General features: G+C 74.6%; 9 protein-coding genes and 1 pseudogene. 9 read left to right on the top strand and 1 reads right to left on the bottom strand.

Features of this window, described 5'->3' with window-relative positions; translation table 11 throughout:
- The first annotated feature begins 59 nt into the window (after positions 1-59).
- The 7 genes from ABFY03_RS31405 to ectB all read left to right on the top strand — a co-directional run bounded on the left by ABFY03_RS31405 (position 60) and on the right by ectB (position 8,926).
- Positions 60-1,322, top strand: a complete 1,263-nt coding sequence (locus tag ABFY03_RS31405) for an NAD(P)/FAD-dependent oxidoreductase (RefSeq protein WP_346171409.1) — start codon at positions 60-62, stop codon at positions 1,320-1,322.
- A 95-nt stretch (positions 1,323-1,417) separates the two neighbouring features.
- Positions 1,418-1,966, top strand: coding sequence for a DUF3291 domain-containing protein (locus ABFY03_RS31400; RefSeq protein WP_319010364.1), 549 nt, complete (start codon positions 1,418-1,420; stop codon positions 1,964-1,966).
- 42 nt (positions 1,967-2,008) lie between these two features.
- Positions 2,009-3,955 (top strand): class I tRNA ligase family protein, encoded by a 1,947-nt coding sequence (locus ABFY03_RS31395; protein WP_346171408.1) that lies wholly within the window; start codon positions 2,009-2,011, stop codon positions 3,953-3,955.
- On the top strand, positions 3,952-5,064 hold the full coding sequence (locus tag ABFY03_RS31390; RefSeq protein ID WP_346171407.1) for an NAD(P)/FAD-dependent oxidoreductase: 1,113 nt from the start codon (positions 3,952-3,954) through the stop codon (positions 5,062-5,064). Before ABFY03_RS31395 ends, ABFY03_RS31390 begins: the two co-directional genes overlap by 4 nt.
- A gap of 89 nt (positions 5,065-5,153) precedes the next feature.
- Entirely contained in the window at positions 5,154-6,437 is a 1,284-nt protein-coding gene (locus ABFY03_RS31385; protein ID WP_319010361.1) for a lysine N(6)-hydroxylase/L-ornithine N(5)-oxygenase family protein, read from the top strand.
- Entirely contained in the window at positions 6,434-7,621 is a 1,188-nt protein-coding gene (locus ABFY03_RS31380) for an amino acid:polyamine antiporter (RefSeq protein ID WP_346171406.1), read from the top strand. Before ABFY03_RS31385 ends, ABFY03_RS31380 begins: the two co-directional genes overlap by 4 nt.
- 54 nt (positions 7,622-7,675) lie before the next feature.
- Entirely contained in the window at positions 7,676-8,926 is a 1,251-nt protein-coding gene (gene ectB / locus ABFY03_RS31375) for a diaminobutyrate--2-oxoglutarate transaminase (RefSeq protein WP_346171405.1), read from the top strand.
- Positions 8,927-9,204: 278 nt separating this feature from the next.
- Here ectB and ABFY03_RS31370 read toward each other — a convergent pair.
- Positions 9,205-9,558: pseudogene (locus tag ABFY03_RS31370) on the bottom strand (winged helix-turn-helix transcriptional regulator); the annotation flags it as partial.
- Between the two features lie 107 nt (positions 9,559-9,665).
- Between ABFY03_RS31370 and ABFY03_RS31365 the strand changes: the two are divergent.
- Both ABFY03_RS31365 and ABFY03_RS31360 read left to right on the top strand, forming a co-directional pair.
- Positions 9,666-10,877 carry a pyridoxal phosphate-dependent aminotransferase gene (locus ABFY03_RS31365; protein WP_319010358.1) on the top strand — a complete coding sequence of 404 codons (1,212 nt, stop codon included), beginning with the start codon at positions 9,666-9,668 and terminating at the stop codon, positions 10,875-10,877.
- 144 nt (positions 10,878-11,021) lie between these two features.
- Positions 11,022-12,320 carry an ATP-grasp domain-containing protein gene (locus ABFY03_RS31360; RefSeq protein WP_319010357.1) on the top strand — a complete coding sequence of 433 codons (1,299 nt, stop codon included), beginning with the start codon at positions 11,022-11,024 and terminating at the stop codon, positions 12,318-12,320.
- The last annotated feature ends 190 nt before the right edge of the window (positions 12,321-12,510 follow it).

The raw sequence follows: 12,510 nt of genomic DNA, 5'->3' as shown, positions 1-12,510 counted from the left end.
TCCGACCGCACCACCGTCCCACCGACCGTCCGTCCCTTCCAGAACCGGGGAGCCGTCCTGTGAGCACCGAGGAGCACGACGACAGGCCGCTGGACGTGGCCGTGGTGGGCGGCAGCCTCGCCGGCTGCGCCACCGCCGTCCACTTCGCCACGATGGGGTACCGGGTGGCGGTCTTCGAGAAGCGGGCGACGCCCGAGGAGTACCACAAGCAGCTCTGCACCCACTTCGTGCAGCCGCACACGGTGCCGCTGCTCAACGCCCTCGGGCTCGCCCACCTGCGCGAGCCGTCCTGGTCGGTGGCGACCAAGGCGGTGTTCGTGACGCCCGGGGGCGTGGTCGAGACGCCGGGCACCGGATACGACCCCGAGCGGCCGGAGTCGTACGCGCTCAACCTGGAGCGGCGGGTCCTCGACCCGGCGATCCGTGAGTCGGCGCGACGGCACGGCGTCCGGTTCGCGGAGGCCACCGGGGTGGAGGGCGTCGAGGAGGGCGCCGACGGCTGGTCCGTGGTGCACACGCGGGGCGAGGCCGGTGAACGGCGGTACCGGGCACGCCTCGTGGTGGCGGCGGACGGGCGGCGCTCGCGGCTGGCCGGGCTGCTCGGCAACGAGGCCGAGAGCCGGCCCAACGAACGCGCCGCGCTCTTCGGCTACTTCAGGGGGATCGAGGCACCGCCGGACAACCGCTCGGTCTTCGTGATGAACGAGCAGGACCTGGCCTGCAGCTATCCGCTCGTCGACGGCCGGACCGAGCTGGTGCTCTTCGCGGACAAGGCGCGGGTCGAGGGGTGGCGGCGCGGCCCCGAGGGCCGGATGCAGGAGTTCCTGAAGTACTTCGACGGGCTGGCGGAGGCGCCGTCGGTGGCCGACGCGGTCCCGGAGGGCCCGCTGCTCGGCTACAGCGACTATCCGAGTCTCCTCCGGCGGCCGGTGGCCGGCTCCGTGCCGTTCGTGGGCGACGCGGCCCTGTCGCTGGACGCGATGAGCGGCGTCGGCTGCGGATTCGCCCTCCTCACCGCCCAGTTGCTGGCCCGTTCGTTCGCCGGCCGGAACCTGGACGCGGACGGGGTCCGCGACGGACTCGACGCCTACCGGCGGGAGTTCGAGAAGACCCTGCTGCCGCACGCCGAGGGGATCTGCGGGGACTCCCTCGTCGGCAAGGACGAGGCCACCCGCAAGCGGATGTTCGAGACCATCTGCGCGGACCAGGAGCTCGCCGCGAAGTACCTGGCCCTGACCGGGCGCATGATCATGCCGGCCGAGTTCCAGCGCGCCTTCATGCGCGGCCTGATGGCCCGCGGCGCGGGAGCCGCACGTCGCTAGCGCCCCCTCGACGGCCCCCGTCCCTCACCCCCCACCCCCGGACATCCAGCAGCGGAATTCCAGCACCGGAATTCCCCAGGGAAGGACACCGACCGATGCCGCGTGTCGCGTTCACCACGTTCGCGATCCTGAAGAAGCCGTACGGGAACCCCGAGGTCCAGGAGTTCGACGACCTGACGCCGCCGACCTTCGAGGAGGCGGAGCGCAGCCCCGGCTTCATCGCCCGGGCCAAGGAGGACCCCGGCCAGAGCCACCTCACCAACTTCCAGCGGGACTGGGGCGCGTGGGGCAAGTTCGAGGTGCCCCGGTTCTACACCGGCGGCCGCACCGACGACACCGACAGCCGGGCCTCCACCCTCTCCCTCTGGGCCGACCTGGACTCCGTCCTCGCCTTCGCCTACAGCGGGCTGCACCGCTCCACGCTCGGCCGGCGGCACGAGTGGTTCCTGAAGCCGGAGTGGCCCACGTACGCGGCCTGGTGGGTCTCCGACGACACCGTACCCACCTGGGCGGACGCCTGCGCCCGGCTGGAGCACCTGCACGACCACGGGCCCTCGCCGTTCGCGTTCTCCTTCCGCGCGCCGTTCGACGCCGACGGCGCCCCGGCGCGGCTGCGCGGCGCCGCCGAGCGCCGCGGCTCCTGACGCCGCCCCGCCCGTCCCTTCCCACTCCACCAGGGGGTCCCCTTGATCACGCGCGCCTTCGACCGGTCGGCGATGAGCTGGTCGTACGAGATGCACCTGCAACCCATGCTGTCCGCGACCGACATCGAGGGGCTGCCGTTCGGCTCCGTCTTCGGCAGCGTCCCCGCGCACACCGCCTCGAAGCGCCACGCCCACCAGGACGGCGAGATGTTCATCGTCCTGGCCGGAAGGGCGGTCGTCGTGCTCGGCGACGAGGAGCGCGAGCTGGGGCCCGGGAGCGTCTGCTACCTGTCGCCGTTCGGCTTCCACGAGATCCGCAACGACCACGACGAGCCGTTCGACATCGTCTCGGTGTACTGGGAGCACATCCCGAGCGCCGTCGCCGTCCTCGACAAGGCTCCCCCGCGGGACCGGCTCGCCGACCGCACCCTGGTGTTCTGCCCGCCGCCCACCCCCAACGGCGGCCTCCACCTGGGCCACCTCGCCGGCCCGTACGTCCGCGCCGACCTGCTGGTGCGCGCGCTGCGCAGCACCGGCCGCGACGCGCGGTACGTCACCGGCACCGACGACCACCAGTCGTACGTGGCCGCCGCCGCCCGGCTGAACGGGACGACCCCGGAGGCCGTGGCCACGGCCGAGGGCGACGGCATCGTGGCGACGCTGCGCGCGGCAGGCGTCGGCGTCGACCGGCTCACCCGGCCCGCCGGGGACCCGGGCCACGCCGACCGGATCCGGGCGCTGCTCGACCGGGTCGCCGCGTCGCCCGCGGTACGGGAGGAGGAGCGGGAGACCGCGTACTGCCCGAGCTGCGACCTCTCCCTCCACCAGGCGTTCGCCCGCGGGGCGTGCGCGCACTGCGCGGCCGCCAGCGACGGGGAGATCTGCGAGGCGTGCGGGCGGCCCAACGAGGCCCGGGAGCTGACCGGCGTCCAGTGCCGGATCTGCGGCACGGCGGCCGTCACCCGCCCGGAGCGGGCGCTCTGGCTCGACCTGAACGCGTACGCGGACGAGCTGCGGGAGTATCTGCGGGTCACGGCCACCGCCCCCGACCTGCGGATCCTGGTCGAGCGGCTGCTCGACGAGGGGCTGCCGCCGTACCGGCTCGCCCGGACCACCGGGTGGGGCGTCGACCTCGGCGAGGGCCGGGCGCTCGACGCCTGGGCGGACCTCGCCCTCACCTTCCTGGACGCGGCGAAGGCCGAGGCCGAGGAGGGCGGACCGGCCCGGATCGCGCTCTTCCTCGGCTACGACAACAGCTTCTACTACGCGGTGCTGCTGCCGGTGCTGGCCTTCGCCGCCGGGCTGGGCGAGCACCTGCCGGCCGCGTTCGTCACCAACCAGTTCCTGCACCTGGGCGACGAGAAGTTCTCCACCAGCCGCGGTCACGCCGTGTGGGCCGACGACGCCCTCGACGCGTCGGGGGCGGACGCGGTACGGCTCGCGCTGCTGCGGGACGCCCCGGAGGGCCGGGTCACCCGGATCACCGAGGAGCGCGCCGGCCGGCTGACCGAGGACCCGCTGTACCTCGCGGCGCACGCGTGGCTCGACGGCTTCGCGGAGCTGGGCGGCCCGGGCGACGGCGTGGTGCCGGGGACGGGCGCCTGGACGGACGCGCACCGCGAGTTCTACCGGTACCTGAACCTGGTGACCCGTCAACTCGACGGTCTGGTCCTGCCGGAGGCGTTCAGCGCGCGGGGATACGTCGAGCTGCTGGAGTCCTTCGTGAAGCGGTGCGCCGAGTTCCGGGCGACGGAGCGGGTGGCCCGCCAGGTGCCGTCGCTCGCGGAGGAGGCCCGGACCAGTCTGGCGCTCGAATACCTGGCGGCCAAGGTGTTCGCCGCGCTGGCGTGGCCGGTCACGCCGGGGCTCGCCGAGCGGGTCTGGGCGTGGCTGGGCCTGCCGGGCGAGCCGGTCCGCGAGGCCGACTGGTCCTTCCTGCCCTCCGGCACCCGGTGCGCGGCGCCCGCGCCCGCGAGCGGGCGCTCGTGAGCGACGCCGACCCGACCGGTCCCGCGGGCGGCGGGGAGCTTCCCGCCGCGGCGGACGTCGTGGTGGTGGGCGCCGGGATCACCGGCGCCGCCGTCGCGCACCACCTGGCCCGCCGGGGCGCGGCCGTCGTCGTCCTGGAGCAGGCGCCCCGCCCGGGCGCCGCCGGGGCGACCGGCTCCTCCGGCGGCATGGTCCGCGCCTACGACCCCGATCCGGCGATCGCCCCGCTGGCCCTGGCCGGCCTGGCCGCCTACCGGGACCCGGCGCTCTGGGCGTCGGGGCGGGCGCCCCTGCGCGCGGTCGGCGCGGTGACCGTCGCCGACCCCGCCCGGGAGGCCGTCCTGCGGGCGGCCGCGGAGCGGATCAACGCGGCCCTCGGCACCTCGGCGCACGTGGTGGCGGGTCCCGCGGACGCGGCGGGCGTCGGGCTGGCCGGCGGGATCGCGCTGGTCGAGCCCGAGGCCGGCTGGGTCGCCCCGGCGGAGGTCACGGCGGACTGGCTGGAGCAGGCGCGCGCGGACGGCGCCGTCGTCCGCTGCGGGGTGCCCGTGCGGGCGGTGGAGACGCGCGGCGGACGCCCGGCGGTGGTCACCGGCGCGGGCACGGTGCTGGCCGGGGCCGTCGTGTCGGCGGTCGGGCCGTGGGCGGCCGACCCGGCGCCCGGGCTCCGGCCCGCCGCTCCGGTCCGCTCGCGGTCGATCCAGGTCAGCGTGGTCGGGCGCGGCCCGGCCGTGCCGGACCACGCGACCTTCGTCGACCTCAGGACCGGCCTGTACGCCAAGCCGGTCGGCGCCGACCGGACGCTGATCGGCATGCCGCACCTGGTCTGGGACGCGCCGGTCGGCGCGCCGCCGGACCCCGGGCACGCGCGGGCGACCGTCGCCGCGCTCACCGCCCACTTCCCGTGGCTCGCGTCGGCGCCGTACCTCGACACGATCCGCGCCGCCGACGCCTACGGCGAGCCGGACGGCGGCGGTCCGGCGTCCGGGCTGCTCACGGGGACCGGCGTACCGCGTGTCTGGGCGGTGCGGGGCTGGAACGGCGGCGGCGTCAAGACGGCGCCGGAGGCCGGCCGCCGCATCGCGGACGCGGTCCTGTCCGACGCCTGACCCGGCGCCCTGCTCGGTGTCCGACCCGGTGCCCGCCGCGGGCGGGCTCCGGCTGCACGACTCCTATCCGTTTTCGTCAAGGGGGAACAGTGATCCGCTGCCACGACGTGCTCGGCATCGGCTTCGGTCCGGCCAACCTGGCCCTGGCCATCGCCCTGGAAGAAGAGGGGCACGACCTGGACGTCCGTTTCCTGGAGGCCCGCCCGGGGCCGTCCTGGCAGAGCGCGATGATGCTCGACGGCTCGGACATCCAGAACCACCCCGTGCGCGACCTGGTGTCGCTGCGCAATCCGCGCAGCCGCTACAGCTTCATCAACTACCTCTTCGAGAACGGGCGGTTGCTCGACCACCTCAACCTCCCGATGGAGTTCCCGCTGCGCAAGGAGTACGCGCAGTACGTGACCTGGGCGGCGGGTCACTTCGACCGGCTCGTCGACTACGGCACGCGCGTCACCGGCGTCACGCTCGACCGGGACGGTGACGGCCGGCCCCGCTACACGGTCACCACCTCGGCCGGGGAGACCCTCCAGGCGCGGGTCCTGGTCGTCGGCACCGGTCGCGCCCCGTACGTCCCGGAGCCCTTCGACGCGGTCGACTCGCCGCGCGTCTTCCACCTGACGCGGTACCTGCCGGCCCTGCGGGAGCTGGAGGAGTCGGGGGTGGTGCCGCGCCGGGTGACCGTGGTCGGCGGCAGCCAGAGCGCGGTGGAGCTGACGCTGGACCTCGCCCGGCGCTATCCGAAGGCCGAAGTCACCACGCTCGTAAGGTCGCTGACGCTTCGCGAGAAGGACACCAGTCCGTTCAGCGAGGAGGGGTACTTCCCCGGCTTCACCGACTACTACTACGGGGCCTCGCGGGAGCGGAAGGACGCCATCGACCGCTTCATGCGGCTGACGAACTACTCGTCCGCCGACGGCGACGTGCTGCGCGAGCTGTACCGGCTGATCTACGAGCAGCGGCTCGACGGCGAGCAGCGGGTGTTCGTCAGCGGCAGCCGGCAGGTGCGGTCCCTGGAGGTGGGCGAGGACGGCGTCCGGATGAGCGTGGACGAGCTGAACACCGGGGAGTCGGAGGTGCACGAGGCCGACGCCGTCGTGCTGGCCACCGGCTTCCGCGACCTCGGCCCGGCCCCCCACCAGGAGCGCGTCCCGGCGCTGATGCGGGGGCTCGCGGAGGAGTTCGCCTTCGACGCCCACGGCTATCTGGCCGTCGGACCGGACTACGAGGTGCGGCCGGTGGCGCCCGAGACGCCGCCGCTCTTCCTCAACGGCCTGTGCGAGTCCAGCCACGGCATCGGTGATGCCGGCTCGTTCAGCCTGCTGTCGCTGCGGGCCAAGGTCATCGCGGAGAGCCTCCGGAAGCGCCTCCCGTGACGGAGCCTCCGGACGCCTTCGACGCGGCGACCGGCGAGGGGTCGCCGGCCGGCGCCCCGGCGGCGGCGACGCGGCCCGAGCGGGCGATCGCCGGCCGGGTCGCGGGCGGGGTCCTGGGTGCCGGGCTGCTGGTGATGCCGCCGGTCGTCACGGCCCTGGCGGGCGGGGCCGGCCCGCTCGTCTGGGCGGCGCACGTCCTGCTGGGCGGCTCGGTCGCCCTGGTGCTGGCGGAACTGGTCCGCGCCCGGCTCGGCCCGGTCTCCCTCGCGGGGGCGGCGGGGGCGCTGCTCGGCACCTGGGCGGAGCGGACGGTGGACGGCGTCTTCGCCGTCGCCTTCACCGCCGGGCAGGCCGCGATCGCCTGGTTCGCCGCGACGGCGCTGCTGACCGCCGCGGACGGTGTGCCGCCGGCGGCGGGGGCGGACGGGCTGCCGCTCGCCCTCGGCGTGCTCGCCGTGGGCGTGGCGGGGGCGCTGGCCCCGCTGACGCTCCCGGCGGCGCTGCTCCGGTGGCGTCCGTGGGCCGCCGGGGCGCTGGCGCTGGCGTGCGCCGTCTGGTTCTGGCCGGCCGATCCGGGGCCGGGGACGGCGCTGGCGCCGTCGGGGCTGTCGGAGCCGGGCGGCCTGTGGCTGGCGCTCGCGGCACTGTTCTTCGCCGGCGTCGGCTGGGAGTCCGTCACCGCGGCCGTCCCGGCGGTCGGGGCCGGGCCGCGGCGCACCGCCGCCGGTGTGGTCCTGGGGGCGGCGTGCGTGGCGGTCGCCTACCTGGGGCTCGCTGCGGTCCAGGGGCGGGGTGCCGGTGCCCCGGTCGCGGCGCCGGCGCGATGGGTGCTCGCCGTGGCGACGGCCGCCGTCCTGACCTCGTACGTCCTCACCAACGTCCGCACCGCGGCCCGGATCGCGGCCCGGCTGCGCCCCGCCGGGTCCGCCCGCCGCACGCCTGCCCCCTGGCTGGTCCTGGCCGTCGGCGCGGCGTGCTGCGCCTTCGCCTGGGCGGGGGCGCGGGACGGCGGCGTGCCCCTGCTGCTGCTCGGTCCCGCCGCGGCGGCGCTGGTCGGGTACGCGCTGGGCGCCGTCGCGGCCGTACGTCACGGCGGGCCGCCGCTGCGGGCCGCCGGGGCGCTGCTGCTGGCCGTGCTCGCGGGCGTGGCGGTGCTCGCCGTTCCGTTCCTGTCCGGTGCCTGAGCGGGCCGGTCGTTCCCTCCGTACCTTTCCCACCCCTCTCCGAGGAGACCCCTCATGAACGCCTCCCGCCTCGAATCCGAGGTCCGCAGCTACAGCCGGAACTGGCCCGTGGTCTTCGACCAGGCCCGCGGCAGCCGGCTCACCGACCGTGACGACCGCGTCTACCTGGACTTCTTCGCGGGCGCGAGCGCCCTCAACTACGGTCACAACCATCCCGTGTTGAAGCGGGCGCTGCTCGACTACCTGGAGCGGGACGGGATCGCGCACAGCCTGGACATGCTGACGGTGGCGAAGGAGGACTTCCTCCGCGAGTTCGGGGCGCGGGTCCTGGGTCCGCGGGGGCTCGACTACCGGGTGCAGTTCCCCGGCCCGACCGGCACCAACAGCGTGGAGGCCGCGCTGAAGCTGGCCCGGAAGGTGACGGGGCGTCACACGGTGGTGGCCTTCACCGGTGCCTTCCACGGCATGTCGCTGGGCTCCCTGGCGGTCACCGGGAACGCGTCCAAGCGCGGCGGGGCCGGGGTGCCGCTGGGGCACACCTGGCGGCTCCCGTACGACGGCTTCGCCGGAGGCGAGGTGTCGGGTCTGAAGCTGCTCGACAGCATGCTCGACGACCGCAGCAGCGGAATGGAGCTGCCCGCCGCCGTCATCGTGGAGACGGTGCAGGGCGAGGGCGGCGTCAACCCGGCCGGGCACACCTGGCTGGCGGACCTGGCGGAGCTGTGCGAGCGGCGGGGCATCCTGCTGGTCGTGGACGACATCCAGATGGGCTGCGGGCGGACCGGGCCGTTCTTCAGCTTCGAGGCGGCCGGGATCACCCCGGACATCGTCTGCCTGTCCAAGTCCCTGAGCGGGTACGGGCTGCCGATGGCGCTGACGCTCTTCCGCACCGAGCTGGACGTCTGGCGGCCGGGCGAGCACAACGGCACGTTCCGCGGCAACAACCCCGCCTTCGTGACGGCGGCGGCGGCGCTGCGGGAGTTCTGGGCGGACAGCGCCCTGGAGAAGCAGACCGAGGTGCGGGGCGCGCACTTCGAGGAGCGGCTCGGCGACCTCGCCCAGCGGTACCCGGCGCAGGTGTCGGCCCGGCGCGGGCGCGGCCTGGCGTGGGGCCTGGCCTTCCGGGAGGCGGAGGTGGCCCGGGGGGTCGCCGACGCGGCGTTCGCCCGCGGTCTGCTGGTGGAGACCTCCGGCTCCGACGACGAGGTGGTGAAGCTGCTGCCGCCGCTCACCGCCACCGACGAGGAACTGTCCGAGGGGCTCGGCATCCTGGGCGAGTCGGTGGCCGCGACCGTGGACGCCTGAGCCTCCCGGCAGGTGCCGCCGTCATGGCCGCGACCGTGGACGCCCGAGCCTCCCGGCAGGCGCCGCCGTCATGGCCGCGACCGTGGACGCCCGAGCCTCCCGGCAGGCGCCGCCGTCATGGCCGCGACCGTGGACGCCCGAGCCTCCGGGCACGTGGCGCCGTCGCTGACGCGCCGGTGGGCGGCTGAGCCTCCCGCCCGGTGTCGTCAGCGTGTCGCGACCGTGTCCCCTTCCCGGGCCGTGCCGGACGCGGCCGCGCCGGCCGGGTCGCGTTCGGTGAACCAGTGGGTGCGGACGGCGTCCGTGGGCCGCTGGTCGCCGAGCGCGTCCAGGCCCCAGGCGGCCAGGGCCTGGACGACCGGGCGCAGTTCGGCCCCGCGCGGGGTGAGCTGGTAGACGGTCGCGTTGGCCGGCCGCTCCAGGCGGCGGCGCTCGACCAGCTCCTCGCCCTCCAGCTGCTTGAGCCGGCTGGCGAGGATGTCGGTGGAGACGCCGGGGAGGTCGGCGTGGAGGTCGGTGTACCGCCGCGGGCCGTTCAGGAGCTCCCGGACGATCAGCAGACTCCAGCGCTCCCCCACCGCGTCCAGGGCTCGGGCGACGGCGCAGTACTGGTCGTAGCTTCGGCGTGGCATGGTGGCCAGCATAGCCAAAAGGTTGGACTTTCCAAGTGGGTACTTGGTAGAACGAAGCAGCCACAGCGGCGCGGATGACGGTGACAGTGACGGTCGGGAGGCCGCAGATGACGTTTCGACAGTCCAGCAAGTTGAAGGACGTGTGCTACGAGATCCGTGGCCCGGTCGTCGACCAGGCCAACGCCCTGGAGGAGGCGGGTCACAGCGTCCTGCGGCTGAACACCGGCAATCCGGCGCCGTTCGGCTTCGAGGTGCCGGAGGAGATCCTCCAGGACATCATCCGCAACCTGCCCAACGCGCACGGCTACAGCGATTCCCGGGGCATCCTGCCGGCCCGGCGCGCGGTCATGCAGTACTACCAGCAGCGCGGCGTCACGGGCGTGACCGTGGACGACGTCTACCTGGGCAACGGCGCCTCCGAGCTGATCCAGATGGCCGTGCAGGCGCTGGTCGACGACGGCGACGAGGTCCTGGTGCCGATGCCCGACTACCCCCTGTGGACGGCGGTGGTGCGGTTCGCCGGCGGCCGGCCCGTGCACTACCTGTGCGACGAGGAGGCGGACTGGTTCCCCGACCTCGACGACATCGCGTCGAAGATCACCGACCGCACCAAGGCCATCGTCGTCATCAACCCCAACAACCCCACGGGCGCGGTCTATTCGAAGGAGCTCCTGGAGGGCATCCTCGAACTCGCCCGCCGCCACGGCCTGATGGTGCTCGCCGACGAGATCTACGACAAGATCCTCTACGACGACGCCGAGCACCACTGCCTCGCCGCGCTGAGCGACGACGTGCTGACGCTCACCTTCAACGGCCTCTCCAAGTCCTACCGGGTGGCCGGCTTCCGCAGCGGCTGGCTGGTCGTCTCCGGCCCCAAGGGGCGGGCCACGGACTACCTGGAGGGCCTGACCATGCTGGCCGGCATGCGCCTGTGCCCCAATGTGCCGGCCCAGTACGCCGTCCAGGCCGCGCTCGGCGGCCGCCAGTCCATCCACGACCTGACGCTGCCGAACGGCCGGCTCACCGAGCAGCGCGACGTCGCCTGGCGGGCGCTGAACGAGATCCCGGGCGTGAGCTGCGTCAAGCCCAAGGGCGCCCTGTACGCCTTCGCCAAGCTGGACCCGGAGGTGCACAAGATCGTCGACGACGAGCGGCTCGTCCTCGACCTGCTGCTGCGCGAGAAGATCCACATCGTCCAGGGCACCGGCTTCAACTGGCACCGCCCGGACCACTTCCGCTTCGTCACGCTGCCCCGCGCCGACGACCTGGAGACCGCGATCAACCGCATCGGCCGCTTCCTCTCGACCTACCGCCAGTAGTCCCGCCCCCGGCTGCGGGCGCAGATTTCCGGCCAATCCGGCGCAGCGGTCCCCGAATTGACGTATCGACAGACCGGGCGCGCAGCGGCCGGGCAAGCTGGATCTTCCACGACCGTGCATCCGCATCCCACCGGAGGAGCTCCGTTGAACCGTCAGAGCCAACGTCCGCCCGCCGTGATCGTCATGAGCGACCTGGCGGCCCTCGCCCGCCAGCACCGCCTGATCACCGACATCGCGGAGCGCGGGCTGGCGCCGCTGGTCGTCGTCGGCCCCACCACCGACCTGGCGAAGCTGACCGGACACATCGAGGACCCGGCCCACCCGCTGTCGCGGATCCGGGCCGTCCGCCAGTTCCCGGACGCCGTGATCGCCGGGGTCCTGGCGTCCGTGCAGGACTGGATAGCGGACTACGACATCCGCGGGGTGATCTGCAGCGGCGAGGTCTTCGTCGACCCCTGCGGGGTGCTCTCCGACGCGCTCGGCCTGCCGGGTCCCGGCGCCTGGGCGGCCCGGGTCTGCCGCGACAAGGTCATGCAGCGGGTCGTCCTCCGGGACCACGGCCCCGCCTGGCGGGCCTTCGCCCCCCATCAGCGGGAGTCCGCGACCGCCGACGCGTACCCCGCCGTCGTCAAGCCGGCCGGCCGGATGTTCAGCTCCGGCGTCGTCCGGGTCGAGAACGACGAGGAGCTGCGGGCCGCGCTCACCGCCTACGAGCCGGACGAGACGATCCTCGTGGAGGAACTGGTCACCGGGCCCGAGTTCTCCGTCGAGGCCCTCGTCCACCGCGGCGAACTGCTGTGGAGCGGCGTCACCGCCAAGCTCACCAACGAGGACGACAGCCCCTACTTCACCGAGATCGGCCACACCAGCCCGGCCGACCTGCCGCTCGCCCACTCGGACGCGCTCGTCGCCGCCAACGCCGCGATCCTCAAGGCGCTGCGCTTCGACAGCGGCATCACCCACGCCGAGTTCCGGCTGCGCGACGGCCAGCCGGTCCTCATGGAGATCGCCGCCCGGCTCCCCGGCGACGCCATCACGATGATGTGGCACCTCGCCACCGGCCGCCCCATCGAGCCGGCCATCGTCGACCTCGCCCTCGGCGTGCGCCCCGACTACCCGGCCCCCACCCGCCGGGCCGTCCAGCGCTTCGTCGAGCACACGCCCGGCCGGCTGACGGACGTCCGCTACGAGGGCGAGCCGGTCTCCTGGATCGTCGACGACGCCGTCTGGCCCCTCGTCGAGGCCACCACCCCGGACGCCCCCGCCCGTTGCGCCTCGGTCATGGTCGCCCTCGCCCGCGGCTCCCGCCTCGGCGCCCTCCACGACTCGTCCGGCCGCTCGGCCTACGTCGTCGCGGACCTGCCGTGGGACGCCGACCCGGTCGCGGAGGTCCGCGCCTACACGGACCGCGTCGAGCTGACCATCGAGCCCGACCCCGCCTGACCGCTCCGGCCGCCCCGCCCTGCTCCGATCGGAGGGGGCGGGGCGGCCGAGCCGGGCCGTCGGCGCTGCCGCACGACGGACGGGCGCCACCGGGGGCGGCCCGCGAGCAGCTCTCCGGCGCACGTCCCTGGGGCCGGGCGGGCCGACACCCTTCCGGCCCGCCGCAGCGCGGCGCGCGCACGGCGACCTG

The organism is Streptomyces roseofulvus (assembly GCF_039534915.1).
GTDB lineage: Bacteria > Actinomycetota > Actinomycetes > Streptomycetales > Streptomycetaceae > Streptomyces > Streptomyces roseofulvus.
This window is presented reverse-complemented; position numbering and strand designations above follow the sequence as displayed.